We start from the raw sequence: 19,198 nt of genomic DNA, 5'->3' as shown, positions 1-19,198 counted from the left end.
TTCTTACAAGCACCATTTTATCAATAAATAGGATAAAATAAACTATATTGAGTAAAGGAGGTGAAGTCAATGGCCTTATTTGATGACCTAGCAGGAGATTATGATAACTGGTACCAGGGGGAAGTCGGGGCTTTTGTCGATCAAATTGAAGCGGACTTGGCTTTTTCCTTAGTTGATGTTCAGGCAGGCATGTCGGTCTTAGATGCAGGTTGTGGCACAGGCAATTATAGCATCCGCCTGGCTCAAGCGGGGGCTCAAGTGCAAGCGGTCGATATTTCCAGCCAAATGTTAAAAGAAGCAAAACGGAAAGCGGAGGCGCTGGACCTGCCCATTGCCTTTCAAAAAATGGATATGAATCACCTAGATTTCCCCAGGGAGAGCTTTGACCTGATTTTTTCTATGACCGCTATTGAATTTATTGCGGATTTAGAAGCCTTTATTGCCTCCTGCTTTGACTTATTAAAGCCGGATGGCTATCTCTTAATCGGTTCCATTACTGAGTCGGGAGACTGGGGGCAATACTATCAAGAGAAAAAAGACTCCATTTATAATTATGCCCATTTCCGAGATACCCAAGACTTTATAAAACACTACCCTAAGCAGGTTCTTGGCTACCGCGAAGGACTATATCTCCCTGTCCACCCTGATGTTGACCTTGATTTAGCCAGTCAGGAAGCCAACTATGCTAAATCCGCTAGCCCAAGTTTCACCTGTGTGCTCTGGCAAAAAGCTGGAGAGAAATAATATTCATCAAGCAAAAAATGCATCCTTCAAAACGATGATTGGATGCATTTTCTAATTGTTTTATTTCCGTTTGATTCGGTAAAGCGACCACAAAACAAGGATATGGGATAAGGAAATAATCACACCTAAGGTTAATCCTTGGGGACGAAAACGGAGTTCTAGTTGATTTTCTCCTTGGGGGATTTCTTTAATGACCATCATACTCCGGTCTAAAACCGGTTCCAAATTGACTTTTTTACCATTGACCTGGGCCCGCCAGCCTTCATTATAGGGGATGGTAAGGAGGAGAGCTTGGTCATTCGCTTTGCCTTCAAAGCTTGCTTTGATGTGGTTATCAGCGAAGCGGTTAATATAAAGTTTTTGATTCGCCACGCTATTCATCACCTGATCGAAAGTTTGGTTAGCTAAGGAATAGAGGTTGAGCTGGGAAAGGTTGATACTATCCGCTTTTACCTCGATGGTAAAAATCCTTTCTCCCGGAGTGGATTGGTTGGCGATATTAAAGACTTGGGTAGAATTGTAACTTTTATCATAGTTTAGCTTTTTGCCATCTAAGTAATAAGTTACATCGTCCTCCGATAAATCCCCTGGTACAGTCAAGTAGTAGGCTTGCTTGCTATCAATTTTTAGGGTAAAGTCGATAAAACTTTTACTTTCTCGGTCCGTCTTATGGTAGCTGGTATTAATCCGACTGGGGTCATCACTCTCTAAGTTAGTTAAATCCATTCGCTTAAAGTCTCTGACCTGGAAGAAATCCAGAGAGCTGTCCTTAGTCGATCGATCGTCTTGATCATTGAGATAGGCCAAGAGTTTATCTTGGTTATCGATCGGTTGGTCAGGCTTCAAGTCCATTTGACTGATCGCTTCATTGACCAGAAAGCCGAGCGACAGGGCATAGGGGTTCTTAAAAACAGAAAAACCTTGGACCTGGTCAAGCAGAGGATAATGGTTAAAATCGGGACGGTGGCTAACTAAGCGGCGTTCGTAGGCCTTATCTTCGACCTCTCTTTGGCTTTGGACTTGACTATTAATCAGATACCTAATATTAAAGAGGCTATCCGTTACCAGGCTGCCATTCGAGTAATTGACTGAACCAGTGGTTGTCGGTTGGCCCAAAGCTTTAAAAAGTTCGGTGGTCGATCTTTCAATGGTTGAATTAAAATGGTCTAAGCCATAGTAGGACAATTGCATGGGATCATTTTTAGTCCGTTGAAAGGTCTTAGCAATGCGGTAGAAATCTTCGCCGGAATCATTCTGCAAACGAGCTAAAAGCGGTTGGCTGACTTCTAAATACTGGGCGTAGCTATCATAGTTCAGGTAAGAAATAGAGTTTAAGGTTAAAGCAGTATTGGTCATGCTTTCAATCAAAGCCAAGGCAGACAAAAGTAGCAAGGGAGCCGTTTTCTTACTGGAGTGACTGAGATAGTAAAGGCCAAAAAAACTAAATACAAAAGCTATTGTTGAGAAAAGTAGGCTATTAGGGCTAATATATGAAAAATCCTGGTAGTGTAAGGCCAAGCTCAGGGTTGATAAACCAATTAGGCAAAGGGTCACAATGGCTGGCTGATTACTGAGAGGCTCTACTTGTCTTAAAGTCCGATAAGCTAGGTAAAGGACGAAAAAGGAAAAGACAAAGGAAAAACGGTAGGGATACCAGATAGGATATTGAAAACCATGCCAAATTAAATTTAAGGCTTTAACATTCATGGACAAGAGTAAGAAAGCTAAGACCAAAAAGCTCATCAGTTTTTCCTGCCAGCTGAATCGCTTTTGCAGGAAAAACACCAGGGCCGCTAAAATAGCCAGGGAAGGAACAAAGATATTAGGTAACCCCTCCGGCATTTGGTCAAAGTTAAAGGGACCGACCACCAATCTGCTGATAACCTGCCAGAGTGGATAGGCAAAGGACCAGTCAAAATGAAGCTCTTGGTAGCTGCCTTTACTTTGGGCCAGGGCAAAGTAGGTCGGGATAAGGGTGAAAGCCGCTAGTCCGGCGGCTGCCAGGGAAGACATAATAAAGCGCAAAATCCTAGTAAAATATTGCTTGAATGAGAATCTTGCTTGTTTAAGTCTCTTGGTCAATTGGGCGCCAAAGAGTTCATAAAGAAAGAAGAGCACAGCAAAAAGACAAACCATATAACCGATATAATAATTGGCTATCAATAAGAGAGCCAGGCTAATGATATAATAAGTGCTCCTTTTGTGGTGGATAAGGTCTTGGATGCCTAGGATGATTAAGGGCAAGAAGACCAGGCCATCTAACCACATGATGTTGAGTTGGTTAGCAGAAAAATAGCCCATTAAACTATAGAAACAGGCAAAGCTGATGGTCAAGGGGCCGTGGTCGCCATAATTTTTGTAAAGTAGCCAGAGAAAACTGACACTAGCAGCAGCGCTCTTGGCTAGGACCAGGCAGACACAGGCTATGGGTAGGGCCTTTTGGGGAAAGAGGAGAAGTAGGAGGTTAAAGGGACTCATTAAATAATAAGTCCAAGTTCCTACCATCTCTCCTCCCATTCCCTTTTGGAAAGAGTAGAAGATTTGCTGCCAATTGCCTAGCAGGGTCTCCCGGTAATATTGGAAGAAATCAATATATTGCTGACCTAAGTCCACAGTTAAAATCGTCTGATTGCCAAAGGGAAAGATACCCTGAAACAGGTAAATAAAGACCAGGATTAAAACTGGGAGGCCGGCCGCTAATAAGAGCGACCGTTTAACTGCATTCATTTTGGAAAAATTCTTCATTAAAGACACCGTGCTAACTCCTTAAAGATGCTTTATTTCACCTTAGCTTAGCACAAATTAATTTATCAGAACATGGCAAGGTCAAGAGATCTTTCAAAGAATTTATAAAAGTCTACTTTCAGTCAGACAAAATCATAGAAATCGATTATAATGATAGGTGACTTGCTTTTTAGAAAGTGAGTGTTGGCACTTAATGACGATAAGAAAAAGAAAGTAGGTGAAGGCATGTCGCATGACTTTGATAAGTCAGCTAAGCGCAAGGGGAGAGAAAAACAAGCCCAGGTTAATTCCAAGACTTTACGGCGGAAATCGCCCCATTGGCATAATTACCTGAATCGGCTAAACATTTTACTTTATATTGTATTTATTTTATTTGCTCTGCTTATCTTCCGCTTAGGCTACTTACAGGTTGTTAATGGTCAAGCCTTCCAAGAACTGGTTCATATGACTGAAAAGAATATGTCTGAAGAAAGTGTTCCTAGAGGTTATATTGTGGACCGTAACCATAAGATGTTGGTGGATAACGAGGGACTCCAAGCCATTAATTACACCCGAGGCCCCAATGTCACGGGAGAAGATATGGCCAAGACTGCCCGGAAATTAGCTAGTTTTATTCATTTGGATACTGGGGAAGTCACAGAACGAGACCGAAAGGATTATTGGATTGCCAGCAATCAAGACCGCTTAAATGAGCGGATGTCAGAAGAAGACTTGCGGCTAAGGGATAGTGAACTTTATGAGAAGCAATTATCCTACGTCTCTGAAGAGGATATCAATTTTTCTGGAGATGATCTCGAAGCGGTTCTGATTTATAAGCGCATGAATGGGGCCTACGCCCTCACACCAACCTTGATTAAAAACAAGGATGTCAGCAATGAAGAAATTGCCCTGGTCAGTGAGCATAGTAATGAAATGCCTGGGGTCAATACCACCATGGATTGGCGCAGAGAATATCCACAAAAAGATTTACTCCGTTCAGTAATCGGTAGCGTGACTTCTGAAGAAGAAGGACTGCCGAGTGATAAGGCTGAATACTACCTGGCCCAAGGTTATGCCCGCAATGACCGGGTCGGTAAGTCTTACCTGGAAGCCATGCATGAAGATACCCTGCACGGCGCCAAGACCAAGTACGAAACTGAAATTAACCAAAGAGGCGAGGTCGTTAGAACCGACAAGGCATATCCTGGCTCCATGGGAAATACCGTTCAACTGACCATTGATACTGATTTTCAAAAGAAAATTGAAGAAATTTTAGAAGGCTACTTGCACGGGTCAAGTACCGGTAAAAATAATTCCATCTATGTGGTAGCCAGTGACCCTAATAATGGAGAGATCCTGGCCATGGCTGGTAAATACCGCAATGAACATGGCGAAATCATTGACGATGCCCTGGGAACTATTAATTCATCCTTTACCATGGGATCTACAGTCAAAGGAGCCACAGTTGGGGCTGGTTACCATTATGGCGTCTTAAAACCGGGTCAAGAAAATATCTTTATTGACCAACCGCTTTACTTTACTGGGACACCAAGGAAGGCTTCCTGGTGGGCAGCCCACAATACTAGCCCTGTTCCTATTAATGATGTCATGGCTCTGGCAAGGTCTTCCAATGTCTATATGATTCGGACTGCCATGGCTATCGGGGGCTTACCCAACTATGAAGCAGGGATGTCCTTGGCTGGTTTAGATCCAGAAACGGGTAATAAGTTGCGTAATTTTTACCATCAATTTGGTTTAGGAAGCTCGACCGGTATTGACCTACAAAATGAAGTGACTGGTCTGGAAGGTGAAGGGGGTAACCCTGGTAACTATATTGACTTGGCTTTTGGTCAATACGATACCTATACGCCCATGCAATTGAACCAATATGTCGCAACTATCGCTAACGGTGGTAAACGCTATGCCAGCCATGTGCTTAAACAAGTGCTCAGAGAAAATGGTGAGCATGAGTCTGACACCCCTCAAGTGGTTTATCAAAACCAACCTAAATTGTTGAATGCCGTACAATTAAGTCCAGAAGAACTGGGACGAATTCAACAAGGTTTCTGGTCAGCAGCCAACCATCCGCAAGGTCTCTCATATAATGAATTTAGAGGTTTCCCGGTGACTATTGCTGCTAAAACTGGTACGGCGGAAACAGGGACCGAAGGGATAATTAACTCGACCTTTGTTTCTTACGCACCTTACGAACAACCTAAGATTGCCTTATCGGTAGTCATTCCTGAAATCAGTGCCTCAGCTTATGATAAGACAGCAGAAGTTGTTGGACACAAAGTCTTGGATGCCTATTACCATAAAAAATAATTAAAGGGCATTTTTATAAAAAGTTTGAAAAGCACTGAGAACTATGGTAGACTTTTAAGGTATGATTAAAAATCTATGATAAATTATTGATCTGATGGAGGGAAAATAATGCGTATTAACATTCTTTTAGAAAATACGGAACTTAAGGGCGAACGCATTTACTTAACAGAAAAAAATCGTCGTAACAACCCTGACCGTATTGAATTAAAAAAATATAGTCCAAAATTACGTAAAGTATGCTTATTTAGAGAAGTTAAAAAATAGAAATATTTCTATTGCTAAAAAGAGAATGTGCCGATAGTCTTCAGACTATTGATCGATTTGCTGATATTCGTTGGAAGCTCTTATTAAGTTAAGGCTGAGATTGCTTTTAGAATGACATTTCCTTTTTAGACATTGATATAGTGAAAAGAGGCTGGAAAACTTTCCAGCCTCTTTTTTAAAATTTTCTAATCGAAATAGTTTGCAAAAGTCTGACCTGATCTAGTTGAATTAACTATGGAAGGCAATCGAAATCCTATCGCACATAATTCCTTCAATGAATATCAGGGCTTTTCTACTTTTAGCACACTTTCCTCCTTACAAGTCATTTTTTATGAAATCATTAAAAAAAGCCTTGCATATTGATGCTATGTAAGCGCTATGATAAAATTTATGTGAATTGAGATTCGGGGTGCCGGATGGCTGAGAATATACCCGTAGAACCTGATCAAGTTATTGCGTAGGGAAATCTATTCAACGGGAGAAGGCTACTGTCATCTTGAACTCAAGAGGATAGTGGCCTTTTTATTTTGTAGGAGGGAAAAATGAAAAAGATTATTAAACATTTTATAGAGCATCCCGAAGAAAAAGAAAATTTTAATGATATGGCTCTACTTTTATTTGAATATTTATATAAACATAATCAAGATTATCAGCAATTCTGTCAAAGAAGAGCTGTAGGGATAAGACAAGTACGTCATTGGAAGGACATCCCGGCAGTGTCAACCGACGCCTTTAAAAGTGCATTTCTGAGTGCAACGCCACATGAACAATGTTCGCGTATATTTATGACAAGCGGGACGACGACAGGAATCAGTGGAAAACACTATCATAAAGATCTAGAAATTTATGATTTGTCTGCCTGGTTAGGTTTCAAGCAGTATGTCACTGATCAATGTTTACCTACGGCCATTCTTTTTCCTAATGAAGAAGAGATGCCTAATTCTTCGCTGGCTCACTATTTAGAAATATTGAAGGCTAATGGTCAGCCGGATTCCATGCATTTTATCACTGAGAAAGGCCTAGAAGTCGCTGCTTTAAAAGAGTGGCTAATAGCGCATCAAAAGCAACCAGTAATTATTTTAGGAGCTAGCTATAGTTTCGTACACTTATTTGAAGCCTTAAGCCAAGGAGAAGTGCTTCCGATCCATCCGGATAGTCTATTATTTGATACTGGTGGGTTCAAAAATTTTTCTAAGGTTTATCAGCTAGATACTTTTTATCAAAAGCTGCTTTCGGTTTTTCCGGTAAGAACAAATCCAGTGAATATGTATGGTATGACAGAATTATCCACAGAATATTATACCCAGTTTGCTTTTGATAAATTGCTATTAAAACGAGGGCCGCATTGGATAAAATACAAAATTATTGACCCCGCGACGGGTCTAGAGGTTGAGCAGGGGAAACCAGGTTTACTCGTTCATATTGATTTAGCAAATATTAATTCTGTCCCTGCTATTCAAACAGGGGACTTAGCAATTGACCATGGAGAAGGTTTTGAATTATTGGGACGAGTAAAAAATGGAGAGCCTAAGGGCTGCTCTATAGCAGCTAAAGATTGGTTAGAGGTCCACCATGATTGACATAAACTGTGGCTATTTGCCGCCTATAGTAAATGATCTTGCTATTGAAAACCGTGAACTTATATTTGATTCAATACGGATCCAAGTCCCAGCTCCTAATGTTAAACAGTTAAAAATAATGATAGAACGCATGAAAAATGATACTTCTGAAATTAGTGTAACAGAAACCGTAGTAGCTATCGATAAGGCGATCCTTTGTTTATTAGATCGCCAGAATTCTCTTAGAAAGAAATATGAAAAAATACTTCCTATTATTACCGGCTATGATTCAGAAATTCTACGCTTAGCCTTGACTAAATTTTTATTGAATTTTAGACAACATGAGTTAAGGCGCTGGCTAGCTGAAAATTTTGAAAATCCTAATATTTTAGAAGAATTTGTGCCCAGAATACATGGAGGATATAGTCGCGCTTTTGCCCCGCAATTGTGTGCGCATATATGGGCAGGAAATGTGCCTGCTTTACCCTTATGGAGTTTGGTCGCTAATTTATTAGTGAAAGGGAAGCTAATTGGAAAAGTATCTTCTAGTGAGCCGAGTTTTATTGGTTTATTTTGTCAATTACTGATTCGAATTGAGCCTAAATTGGCTAATAAAATAGCAATCCTTTCCTGGCAGGGAGGAGATAAGGAGCGTGAGCAAACCTTAATTGACTCTTCTGATTGTGTCCTTGCTTATGGAAATAATCAAACCATGGCAGCTATTCAAGCAAAGCTTTCACCAACAAGTCATTTCATTGCTTTTGGCAATAAATTGAGTTTTGGACTTATTCATCATCAATTATTAAATGCTGAAAAGGTAAATCATCTCGTTCATGAAGCAGCTAAAGCAGTCGTTTATTATGATCAACAAGGATGCTATTCCCCTCAGATTTATTTTGTGGAAAGAGGAGGTCAAGTTTCTCCCAGGGAATTTGCCCTCATGTTAGCAGGAGAATTAAGAGCTTATGAAAATCGTTATCCACTTAGAAAGTTATCGCTCGAAGAAGCTTACTTACGATCTCAGTGGCGCGAAAAAATCGAATGGCAGGGAGGGTGTGAGATCTTCCCAGCTCATCCTGAGAAGTGGTTAGTGACTTATAGCCAAGCATTGACTTTCAGTCCTTCGCCTTTGTCTCGCGTGATACAAGTGATTGCTGTAGATCAATGGGAGGATATTGATAATTTACTAGTGAATAAATTATCCATTTTACAGAGCGTAGGGGTAGCAGCTCCTACAGAAAGTTTATTTAAAATGGCTAACCATTGGGGAAAATTAGGGGTTACTCGCGTAACGAGTCTATCTGCGATGATGCAAGTCCATTCAGCTTGGAATTCTGATGGTTATTCCCTACTAAGAGAATTGGTTCGAATAGTAGATATTGACTCTGCTTCTCTTAGAGATTCTGAACGCTGGAATTCCTATAGAGATTAGAAAATGAAGGAGTGAGTAATTTGTTGGCTGGAAAAGTCGTTTTAATAAGTGGATCAAGTCGAGGAATTGGGGCCGGAATTGCAAAAGCTTTTGCCAAAGCAGGCGCTAATGTCGTTATTAATTATCGCAAAAGTGAAGATCATGCAAAAGCGGTGGCAGAATATTGTAGCTCTCAAGGTGTTCAAGCTATTCTCGCTAAGGGAGATGTTACAAGGCAAGAAGGAGTCCATCAGGTTGTTAAAAAAGTATTAGATAATTTCGGTCGTCTTGACGTTTTAGTAAATAATGTCTTTTCTCCTTTTCAATTCGATGCCGAGAAAAGGAAGAAAGTTTGGCAGCTTTCTTGGGAAGACTATGAAAGGCAGCTTAAAGGGGGCTTAAAATCAACTTATCTACTCACCCAAGCGGTTTTAGATACGATGATGGAAAATAATTCAGGCAGTATCATCAATATAGTATCTAATTTGGTTGCTGATCCTGTTGTCCCCTATGCGGATTACATCACTACTAAGGCCGGCATTGTTGGTTATACGAAAAGCATGGCTAAAGACTTAGGTGTCTTTAATATTAGGGTGAATGGTGTAGCACCAGGTTTGGTCTATCCAACAGATTCAACTAAAACAACGAAAGAAATATTGAAAGAAAAGATTATTGAATCAACTCCTTTAGCTCGAATGGTTCAAGTCGATGATGTAGTTGGTCCAGTATTATTTTTAGCTTCAGATTGGAGTAGTATGATGACCGGTCAAATATTATACGTTGATGGTGGCTTAGTAATGCACGGTTAAATTTTTGCCCGTGTATGAGAAATATAAAAACGACTTGTGTATAGTCCCCCCAAGACTTGGACCAAGCATTCAAGTCTTGGGGGTTATTTTCATGGGTAATTATTCCTTATTATTTACTAGCAGATTATACTACCAAAAATATCGCTAAGTGCTATTCAAACAAGATACAATCTTATCAACTTTCCTATGAAGAAGGAGAACGTATAGCAGTATAATGAAAGCTACCAAGCTAAATTACCTTGTGGGTCCATAAAGAAGTCTTGTACATTTGATAAAATTACTTATATTAAGGATAAAGTCGCTTTGACTTGGTCGCCTGATCTTATCATCGGCACCATGAAAAAATTCAATTGTAAAGCCCAAATATTTAACGTCATCTTGTCTATTGTGCTTTATTTGATTTACCTATTTATTGACAGCTTGTCGAGAAAAAGTATGGTAAAGTTAATAGGTAATTAGACTTAGTTGACACAGAAGGAGTTAAAATGCGAAGAAAAGCTTATATCACCTATGCTTTATTAGCTATTCAAATTATTATTTATCTCTTGATGGAAGTCACGGGATCGAGTCTCAGTATCTCAACCCTCCTGCATTTTGGCGCTAAGGAGAATGCTTTAATAGCTATCTATGGGCAATACTGGCGCTTAATTACGCCAATTTTTGTTCATATCGGTTTTTCTCATCTCTTATTCAATTCCATTACTCTCTGGTATCTAGGGAGTGAAGTGGAAGGGATTATTGGTTCCTGGCGCTTTTTGTTTATCTATCTTTATTCGGGAATTATGGGGAACTTATTTAGTTACCAATTCTCAACGAGCGTTTCAGCAGGAGCCAGTACGGCGCTATTTGGCTTGTTTGCTTTCTTCTTAGCCATGCGTTATCTCAACCCTCATGACCGCTATTTTCAGGCCATGGGCTACCAATACCAGACCCTAATTATCTTGAATATTGTTATGAATTTGTTCATGGCCAATGTGGATATGTCAGGGCATATTGGGGGCATTGTCGGTGGTTTTTTAGCCACCCTCATTATCACCAATAATCCTAAACACCGTCTAAGCAGTATCCTCTTATCAATTCTTGTTTATTCAGTGATTGCTGGTATAATTATTGCGAATCATGGGGCTTTTAATACCCTATTTATACATTAGGAGGCAAGTATGGCATTTATAGTTGGTATTGATTTAGGAGGAACAACCGCCAAGCTGGCTTTGTTTACTCCAGATCTTGAAAAAATCGATCAGTGGCAAATTCCCACGGATACTTCTGACCATGGGGTAAATATTATTTCTAACCTGGCTAAAACCATCCAAGACCATGTTGAGGCGGCCCATTTAGACCTAAAGGACTGTATGGGGATCGGTATGGGGTCTCCTGGCGCTATAAATCGCGAGCGTGGAACGGTTACTGGGGCCTATAATCTGGGTTGGGAGAATGAGATTGCTGTCGTCGACCAGTTTCAAAACCGCTTAGGCCAGCTTCCCGTTTATATTGAAAATGATGCCAATGTGGCTGCTCTGGGTGAACTCGCCAAAGGGGCAGGAAGTAAGAGTCAAAATATGATCTTGGTTACCCTGGGAACGGGTGTGGGCGGCGGCATTATCTGTCAGGGTGAGCTCCTGCTAGGTCAAGGTTCTGCAGGGGAAATTGGCCATATGACTAGCGAAGTCGATGGTTACTTATGTACTTGCGGATCCAGAGGTTGTGTGGAAACTTTGGCTTCAGCGACAGGCATTCTCCGCCTCAGCAAGGACTATGCTAGGGACTCGCGCTTTGATTCTTCCTTAGCCAAGCAGCTGCGTGAGGGTCAAGAAGTAGACGTCAAAAGCATTGTTGATGCGGCTAAGGTGGGCGATTTATTAGCTGAGAAGGTGATGGAACGGTCTCTGAAAGCCTTGGCGCTTTGTTTGAGCCAGTTAACCTGCATCTTTAACCCCGAACAGATTGTTTTGGGTGGGGGAGTAGCTAATGCCGGCCAGTATCTGATCGACAAAATGACACCTATTCTTAGAGAATATACTTACCGCCCGAATCTCCGGCAAGTCAAAATTTCTTTAGCCCAATTGGGTAATGATGCGGGAGTGATTGGTGCGGCCAATTTAGTTAGACAGAAAAGTAAGGAGTAATTTATGTTATTAGCACAAACAATTGGTGGTTTTACTTTAATTTATCTATTATTAGTCGTGGCTTTATTAGCTTTCTTGATTTATCAAGCTTATTTTTGGATCAAAAGAAAGCAATCAGCAAGTATGATTGACCAAGCAGATTTTCAAGCCACCATGCATCAAGCCCAAATTATTGATGTTCGGGAAGCCCAAGAATTTCGTTCATCCCATATTCTTGGCGCCCGTAATATCCCTTATAGTGAGGTCCGTCAATTGAAAAAAGCCCCTGGCCTCAACCGGTCCCAAAAGATTTACCTCTATGACAATGGGGTAAATATTGCCACGCGGATGGCTTCAGTCCTAAAGCAGGAAGGCTATGAAGATATCTATATCTTAAAGGGAGGCTTCAATGAATGGGAAGGTAAAACTAAAGGAACGGCTGACTAATGGCTGAACTTTTCTTTAAGAACCCTGATTTATCGACTCCAGAAATCGCTCAAAAATTATTAGGTTGCCGTTTAAGAAGAAAGTCCTCAGCTGGAGTGACTAGTGGTATTATTGTTGAAACGGAAGCTTATTTGGGGGAAAGTGACCAAGCGGCCCATGTGTATGGTGGCAAGCGGACCGCCAGTTTAGAAGCCTTTTACCAGGAGGCGGGGATTTTTTATATCTATAATATTCACGGCCATTGGTGTGTGAATATGATTACCCAAAGTAAAGATGAACCCCAAGGGGTATTGATCCGGGCCTTGGAACCTGTGGAAGGTATTGACCTCATGCAGAGTCGGCGCAAACAAGACCAGCGCAGGCTCTTAACCAATGGGCCGGGCAAATTATCTCAAGCTTTAGGGGTCGATAAGGAAGTCGACTACGGAACGTCGATTTTACAAGACCCCTTGACCATTGATTTCCATGAGCCAAGACCAGTAGCAGAGATTGCTCGAGGTCCCCGTATTGGTATTCCCAATAAGGGCGAGTGGACCCATAAACTGTTACGCTTTTATGTGAAAGGCAATCCCTATGTTTCCTCGCCCAAGGGGAGGACTCAGACCGACCATGGTTGGTTAGCCTGAGTCCTTGAAATTAAATTGCTTTTTCCTAGCTTTCTTGTTAAACTAGATGGAAAATAAGTAAAGGTAATGCGTAAGAGGTTGCTTTTGAATCGGTGAAGCGAGTGGCGTTTGGTGAGAGGCCATCAAGAGAAAAAGGCATGGTTGCTTACAAACTGAACTGTCCGGTCGATGCCGTTATCATCCAGTCATAAATATAGGTGGCACCGTGCACTTAGCGCCCTATCTTCCCTAATTAGGAAGCTAGGGCTTTTTTACTTATTTCTAATAAACTTAAGAAATCATTCCACAAAGAGAGGTGCTTTTTAGTGCAAGAAATTGATATGCCCAAAAAATACAATCCTAATGAGGTAGAAAGAGGCCGTTATGACCAATGGCTCGATGAAAAAGTCTTTGAACCCAATGGAGATGCTTCAGTCGAACCCTATTCCGTGGTGATTCCTCCACCCAATGTTACTGGTAAACTCCACCTCGGCCATGCCTGGGATGTGACCCTCCAAGACATGATCGTCCGCCAAAAACGCATGCAAGGCTATGATACCTTGTGGTTACCTGGGATGGACCATGCGGGAATTGCTACCCAAGCCAAGGTCGAAGAAAAGTTACGTAAAGAGGAGAATCTCTCCCGTTATGACTTAGGACGAGAAAAATTCATCGACAAAACCTGGGAATGGAAAGAGGAATATGCCCAAACCATTCGTAACCAATGGGCCAAAATGGGGATTTCTGTGGACTATAACCGGGAACGTTTTACCCTAGATGATGGCTTATCAGAAGCAGTACGTAAAGTTTTTGTGACCTTGTATGAAAAAGGCCTTATTTACCGGGGTGAGTACATTATTAATTGGGACCCGGTCTTCCAAACCGCCTTATCAGATATTGAAGTGGTCTACAAAGATGACAAGGGCGCTTTCTATCATTTGGAATACCCTCTGGCTGATGGGTCAGGCTCCTTGCGCCTAGCCACCACCCGTCCAGAAACCCTGTTAGGGGACACAGCCGTTGCGGTCCACCCTGATGATGAACGCTACCAAGACTACATCGGTAAGACCGTTATCCTACCAATTGTGGGTAGAGAAATTCCTGTGATTAGTGATGACTATGTCGACCGTGACTTTGGTACTGGTGTGGTTAAAATCACCCCAGCCCATGATCCTAATGACTTTGCAGTGGGCAACCGCCACAATTTAGAGCGGATTAACGTCATGAATGATGACGGTACAATGAACGAAAATGCGGGCAAGTACCAAGGCATGACTCGAGATGAATGCCGTCAAGCCATTGTTGAAGACTTAAAAGCTGATGGTAGCTTGGTAGACATTGAAGAGATTGTCCACAGTGTGGGTCACTCCGAACGCTCTGACGCAGTAGTGGAACCCCGGCTTTCGACCCAATGGTTTGTGAAGATGGCTCCCTTAGCTAAGCAAGCCCTAGACAATCAAAATACCGAAAACCGTGTCGACTTTTACCCACCACGTTTCGAACAAACCTTTGTTTCCTGGATGAAAAATGTTCATGACTGGGTTATTTCCCGCCAACTCTGGTGGGGACATCAAATTCCTGCTTGGTACCATAAGGAGAGCGGGGAAGTCTATGTGGGGATGGAAGCGCCTGAGGATGAAGAAAATTGGGTGCAAGATCCTGATGTCTTAGATACCTGGTTTTCAAGTGCTCTCTGGCCATTCTCTACCATGGGCTGGCCAGATGAAGAGGCTAGCGACTATAAGCGTTACTTCCCAACAGATACCTTGGTAACCGGTTATGATATTATTTTCTTCTGGGTCAGTCGGATGATCTTCCAATCATTAGAATTTACCGGAGAACGTCCTTTTAAAAATGTTCTCATCCACGGTTTGATTCGCGACTCCCAAGGGCGAAAAATGTCTAAGTCACTGGGCAACGGAGTGGACCCCATGGACGTTGTTGACCAATATGGGGCTGACGCCCTGCGCTGGTTCTTAGCTACAGGGTCAACGCCAGGCCAAGATATCCGCTACTATCCAGAAAAATTGGAAGCTGCATGGAACTTTATCAATAAAATTTGGAATGCTTCCCGCTATGCCTTGATGAATTTGGATGGGATGACCTATGATGACATTGATCTAAGTAACGTCACCTCCATTGTTGACCAGTGGATTTTGACCCGCTTAAATGAAACCATTGCCAAGGTGACTGACCGCTTTGATGCCTTTGAATTTGGTGAAGCTGGCCGGGCCCTCTATCACTTTATTTGGAATGACTTCTGTGACTGGTATATTGAAATGAGTAAGGAAGTCTTACAAGGAGATGATGAAGACGCCAAACATACGACCAGAAGCGTACTCAGCTATGTTCTTGAACAAATGTTAGCCTTACTCCACCCCATTATGCCTTTTGTTACCGAAGAAATCTGGCAACACATTCCTCACCAAGGCAATTCTATTGTGACGGCTAAGTATCCTGAAGTCGAAGAAAGTCAAATCCACCAAGAAGCTGCTCGCCATATGGAGGCTTTGATTTCCTTTATTCGCTCTATCCGTACGGCACGGAATGAAAACAATGTCGCACCTTCCAAGCCAATTGCTATTCATGTCAAAGCTAATTCTCAAGAAATTTTGACCATGTTAGAGGAAAACAAAGAATACATTAATCGCTTTGCTAACCCAAGTGAATTAAAAATGGCCTTAGATACGGAAATTCCTGACCAAGCCATGACCTTATTCTTTAGTGATGGGGAAATTTACCTTCCTTTAGCAGGTTTCATTGACATCGATGAAGAAATTCAACGCTTAGAAGCGGAACTCGCTAAATGGGCCAGTGAAGTTGAACGGGTAGACAAGAAATTAGCCAACCAAGGCTTTGTTAATAATGCTCCCGCTGACCTGGTAGAGAAAGAGCGTCAAAAAGGCCAGGATTACCAACAAAAATACCAAGCCACTAAAGAACGCTTAGCTGATTTAAAAGCTACGAATTAGTGGATGAATTTGTATTCTTTATTGATTACTGTTGATGATTAATTATTTACCAGTTTTGATCTTTAAATAGTTTTGAGCAGTAGTGGCGCTTTGAATTTGGTTGTTAGCCATGAATAAGCAAGCGATGTGAAATATGCTGAAGCCGTTCGAAGCAAAGCGAGTTACGGATTCAGTATGCGTAGCCGGATAGTAGGCATTAGCCGTACTATCCGAAACCTGTTCCAAAAGAAGCCCTGGCATCCACTTCATAAACGATATCCGAGCCTTTACTAAGGCTCTCCCTTCGTTTATTCCAGTTGCTATAGCTGTTCGAAGCGTCAGCGAGTTACAGATATAGTATGCGTAGCTCTCCAGGGCTATTGGACTTTTGTCGCACTCTGGCTTTGAAGCGCGCTAGGCGAGAGAGACCTTGTGCTCGAGCCGGTTCTGCTTTAGCCGTTAGAGCTTTAGCGACTTACGGATAAAGTACAAAACGTCTTTAGACGTTATTGACCCTCTATATTCAACTACCAAATCCAAAAGCAGAACGAATGCTCATCAATAGTAAAAATAAAAGAAGCTAAGGATGTTTTAATTTATAAGAAGAGGCTAGGGTTAAATTCCTAGCCTTTTTAATTTATGTCGCACTCTTTTCTTTTTTCATGTTTTTTATAAATTTTACTTAATTTTGTTAACAGGAGCTCTGCCTATATTGACAAGCTTTTAACAATGGCCTAGGATGTAATTACTACTTAAATGTTATTAATAAAATCTGTTATAGACAGATAGCGCCTGACTGATTAAAGAGATTTTTTCAGTGACGAGGACTAGGTTTATCGAAGATTCGGCGGGTGGCCTAGGGGTTGCACAATCCATAGAAAAGCACAAAAATCATTTTTAGTAAATGAAACAAAATCCTTTTCTCGTGCTTAAGTAGTTAATATCAGTGTGCCCATTAAGTGATGGGTATTTTTAGGAGGAAACTATTTATGTGTGGAATTGTAGGATTTATTGGCGAAATGCGGGCTCAAGAGGTGCTTTTGAAGGGCTTAGAACGCTTAGAATACCGGGGCTATGACTCAGCGGGAATCTATGTGGTCGATGAAGAAGACCAAGGACACCTCTTTAAAGTCAAAGGGCGGATTGCTCAATTACGCGAAGAAGTCGATCTGTCTATCCCGGCTCATTTAGGGATAGGTCATACACGCTGGGCGACCCATGGGGTGCCATCAGTCCCTAACGCCCATCCTCATTTATCCCACGATGGCCGCTTTGCCTTGGTTCATAATGGGGTGATTGAAAACTATCAAACCTTAAAAAATGACTATTTAGCTGATGTTGATTTTTATTCGGATACTGATACTGAAGTTGTCGTGGAATTGCTTGCTAAATTTAGCCGGGAAGAAAATATTGATGCTCCAAGCGCCCTAAGAAAAACAGTTGACCTCTTAGAAGGGTCCTATGCTTTAGGTTTGATTGATACTGAAGATCCAGACCACCTTTATGCAGCTAAGAATAAGAGCCCGCTCTTAATTGGCAAAGGACAAGGTTTTAATACCATCGCTTCTGATGCCATGGCTTCGATCGCCTATACTGACCAATATATTGAAATCCATGATGGTGAATTAGTCACCCTAACTAAAAACCAAGTTAAAATTGAGAATTTAGCGGGTGAAGTCGTAAGCAGAGAGCCTTATACCGCTAGTTTGGACGCTGACGATTTAGAAAAAGGCACCTTTGATTACTACATGGAGAAAGAAATTGTAGAACAACCAGCAGCTATCCGTAAGATTATTCAAGCCTATGAAGATGACAAGGGGCAATTAAGTATCGACCATGACTTGCTGGAAACCATTACTGCTAGTGACCGTATCTTTATCGTAGCTGCTGGGACCAGTATGCATGCTGGCTTAGTTGGTAAAGTGCTCCTGGAGAGAATTGCTAAGGTTCCTACAGAGGTCCATGTGGCTTCGGAATTTTCTTATAATCCGCCGCTTTTACCTGAGAAACCTTTCTTTGTTTACTTAACCCAATCAGGGGAAACAGCGGATAGTCGCCAAGTCCTAGTCCAAACCAATGCCCAAGGTTATCCTTCCTTAACCATTACCAATGTACCAGGGTCTACCTTATCGCGGGAGGCTGACTATACTTTACTCTTGCATGTTGGCCCTGAAATTGCGGTGGCTTCTACCAAGGCCTATACTGGACAAATAACAGTTTTAGCAATTATTGCTGATCAAATTGCCCGTAAGAAGGGCTTAGACCTTCCCTTTGACTTAAAACATGAATTATCAATTGCTGCCCAAGCCATGGATGAAGTGGTTGGACAAGCGGATTATTTCCATCAACTGGCAACCGATTACTTTAAAGACCAAAGATCAGCCTTTTATATTGGTCGTGGCCTAGATTATGCGGTTTCTGTTGAAGCGGCTTTGAAATTAAAAGAGGTCTCTTATATTCAAACAGAAGGTTTTGCTTCTGGAGAATTAAAACATGGTACCATTTCATTGATCGAAGATGGCGTCCCTGTTGTGGCGATCATTAGCCAAGCCAACACCGCCCTGTTAACTCGTGGTAATGTGGAAGAGACTCGCTCACGTGGCGCCCATAATTTAATTATTGCTATGGAAGGACTAGACCAAGAAGGGGACCAAATTGTCCTCCCCCATGTGCATGATTTATTAACGCCATTGATTACAGTCATCCCCGCTCAACTCCTCGCTTACTATGCGACCATTGATCGCGGCTTAGATGTCGATAAGCCTAGAAATCTGGCTAAATCGGTTACAGTAGAATAGACATATTTTTCTTATAAGAAGTTATAAAAAAGAAGAGTCTGGGACAATAGTCTCAGACTCTTTTCAAAATACGAACTATCTAATCAAAACGTGTTCCAAAAGTCAGCCCTAACGTCCACTTCACACAGGGTGTGAGACTTGGCAACTAGACTTGGATGATTGGAGCAAGTCAGAATAAAAGCGAAGCATTCGCTTGTTTCTGACTTGTGAAATCGCTCCAAGTCTGCCAAGTCGAACCCAACTACGAACTATGTGCGATAGGCTTGCGCCTATCTTCCATAGTTTGTTCCAGTTGCTATAGCTGTTCGAAGCGCAAGCGAGTTACAGATATAGTATGCGTAGCTCTTCAGGGCTCTTTTGACTTTTGTCACACTCTCTTTTCCTACGATTAGTCAAGTGTAAATCAATATAAAATTACTAAATATATGCGGTATTATTTAGAAGTTTGACTTTTGA

Annotated in this window: 13 protein-coding genes and 1 riboswitch; of the genes, 12 read left to right on the top strand and 1 reads right to left on the bottom strand. The window is 41.6% G+C overall.

Annotated features, from left to right (window positions below):
- Nucleotides 1-60 precede the first annotated feature (60 nt).
- Nucleotides 61-744, top strand: coding sequence for a class I SAM-dependent methyltransferase (locus tag JFU01_RS02480; RefSeq protein WP_326494195.1), 684 nt, complete (start codon nt 61-63; stop codon nt 742-744).
- A 60-nt stretch (nt 745-804) separates the two neighbouring features.
- Here JFU01_RS02480 and JFU01_RS02475 read toward each other — a convergent pair whose 3' ends face one another.
- Nucleotides 805-3,489: a YfhO family protein gene (locus JFU01_RS02475; protein WP_230086968.1), complete on the bottom strand. Its 2,685-nt coding sequence runs from the start codon at nt 3,487-3,489 to the stop codon at nt 805-807.
- A 183-nt stretch (nt 3,490-3,672) separates the two neighbouring features.
- Between JFU01_RS02475 and JFU01_RS02470 the strand changes: the two genes are divergently transcribed.
- From JFU01_RS02470 to glmS, 11 genes are all read left to right on the top strand, one after another.
- Nucleotides 3,673-5,793 (top strand): penicillin-binding transpeptidase domain-containing protein, encoded by a 2,121-nt coding sequence (locus JFU01_RS02470; RefSeq protein ID WP_146744273.1) that lies wholly within the window; start codon nt 3,673-3,675, stop codon nt 5,791-5,793.
- A 108-nt stretch (nt 5,794-5,901) separates the two neighbouring features.
- The gene (gene rpmG, locus JFU01_RS02465; RefSeq protein ID WP_013670055.1) at nt 5,902-6,057 is read left to right on the top strand and encodes a 50S ribosomal protein L33; all 156 of its coding nucleotides are present in this window, start codon (nt 5,902-5,904) and stop codon (nt 6,055-6,057) included.
- A gap of 395 nt (nt 6,058-6,452) precedes the next feature.
- Nucleotides 6,453-6,538, top strand: a riboswitch (TPP riboswitch).
- A 61-nt stretch (nt 6,539-6,599) separates the two neighbouring features.
- Complete coding sequence (locus tag JFU01_RS02460) at nt 6,600-7,637, top strand: LuxE/PaaK family acyltransferase (RefSeq protein ID WP_195856608.1); 1,038 nt, start codon at nt 6,600-6,602, stop codon at nt 7,635-7,637.
- Nucleotides 7,630-9,048, top strand: coding sequence for an acyl-CoA reductase (locus JFU01_RS02455; RefSeq protein ID WP_195856609.1), 1,419 nt, complete (start codon nt 7,630-7,632; stop codon nt 9,046-9,048). The genes JFU01_RS02460 and JFU01_RS02455 overlap by 8 nt, the downstream gene beginning before the upstream one ends.
- Nucleotides 9,049-9,071: 23 nt before the next feature.
- On the top strand, nt 9,072-9,836 hold the full coding sequence (locus JFU01_RS02450; protein ID WP_198434178.1) for an SDR family oxidoreductase: 765 nt from the start codon (nt 9,072-9,074) through the stop codon (nt 9,834-9,836).
- Nucleotides 9,837-10,321: 485 nt separating this feature from the next.
- Complete coding sequence (locus JFU01_RS02445) at nt 10,322-10,987, top strand: rhomboid family intramembrane serine protease (protein WP_111821274.1); 666 nt, start codon at nt 10,322-10,324, stop codon at nt 10,985-10,987.
- 9 nt (nt 10,988-10,996) lie between these two features.
- Nucleotides 10,997-11,962, top strand: a complete 966-nt coding sequence (locus JFU01_RS02440; protein ID WP_195856611.1) for an ROK family glucokinase — start codon at nt 10,997-10,999, stop codon at nt 11,960-11,962.
- 3 nt (nt 11,963-11,965) lie between these two features.
- Nucleotides 11,966-12,388 (top strand): rhodanese-like domain-containing protein, encoded by a 423-nt coding sequence (locus JFU01_RS02435; protein ID WP_070559395.1) that lies wholly within the window; start codon nt 11,966-11,968, stop codon nt 12,386-12,388.
- Complete coding sequence (locus tag JFU01_RS02430; protein WP_195853902.1) at nt 12,388-13,014, top strand: DNA-3-methyladenine glycosylase; 627 nt, start codon at nt 12,388-12,390, stop codon at nt 13,012-13,014. Before JFU01_RS02435 ends, JFU01_RS02430 begins: the two co-directional genes overlap by 1 nt.
- Before the next feature lie 320 nt (nt 13,015-13,334).
- Nucleotides 13,335-15,965, top strand: a complete 2,631-nt coding sequence (locus tag JFU01_RS02425; RefSeq protein WP_195856613.1) for a valine--tRNA ligase — start codon at nt 13,335-13,337, stop codon at nt 15,963-15,965.
- A gap of 968 nt (nt 15,966-16,933) precedes the next feature.
- Nucleotides 16,934-18,742: a glutamine--fructose-6-phosphate transaminase (isomerizing) gene (glmS, locus tag JFU01_RS02420; RefSeq protein WP_195856612.1), complete on the top strand. Its 1,809-nt coding sequence runs from the start codon at nt 16,934-16,936 to the stop codon at nt 18,740-18,742.
- The last annotated feature ends 456 nt before the right edge of the window (nt 18,743-19,198 follow it).

The sequence above is a fragment of the Aerococcus sp. Group 2 genome, from assembly GCF_905125285.1.
GTDB lineage: Bacteria > Bacillota > Bacilli > Lactobacillales > Aerococcaceae > Aerococcus > Aerococcus urinae_E.
The sequence above is the reverse complement of the archived record's forward strand: the minus strand, read 5'-3'. Positions and strand labels throughout refer to the sequence as shown.

Bases quoted from the DNA above. Each gene is read 5' to 3' on its own strand.
- JFU01_RS02445 (WP_111821274.1), top strand. From the start codon at position 10,322: ATGCGAAGAAAAGCTTATATCACCTATGCTTTATTAGCTATTCAAATT.
- JFU01_RS02425 (WP_195856613.1), top strand. From the start codon at position 13,335: ATGCCCAAAAAATACAATCCTAATGAGGTAGAAAGAGGCCGTTATGAC.
- JFU01_RS02440 (WP_195856611.1), top strand. From the start codon at position 10,997: ATGGCATTTATAGTTGGTATTGATTTAGGAGGAACAACCGCCAAGCTG.
- JFU01_RS02435 (WP_070559395.1), top strand. From the start codon at position 11,966: ATGTTATTAGCACAAACAATTGGTGGTTTTACTTTAATTTATCTATTA.
- JFU01_RS02430 (WP_195853902.1), top strand. From the start codon at position 12,388: ATGGCTGAACTTTTCTTTAAGAACCCTGATTTATCGACTCCAGAAATC.
- rpmG (WP_013670055.1), top strand. From the start codon at position 5,902: ATGCGTATTAACATTCTTTTAGAAAATACGGAACTTAAGGGCGAACGC.
- JFU01_RS02460 (WP_195856608.1), top strand. From the start codon at position 6,600: ATGAAAAAGATTATTAAACATTTTATAGAGCATCCCGAAGAAAAAGAA.
- JFU01_RS02475 (WP_230086968.1), bottom strand. From the start codon at position 3,489: ATGAAGAATTTTTCCAAAATGAATGCAGTTAAACGGTCGCTCTTATTA.
- JFU01_RS02455 (WP_195856609.1), top strand. From the start codon at position 7,630: ATGATTGACATAAACTGTGGCTATTTGCCGCCTATAGTAAATGATCTT.
- glmS (WP_195856612.1), top strand. From the start codon at position 16,934: ATGTGTGGAATTGTAGGATTTATTGGCGAAATGCGGGCTCAAGAGGTG.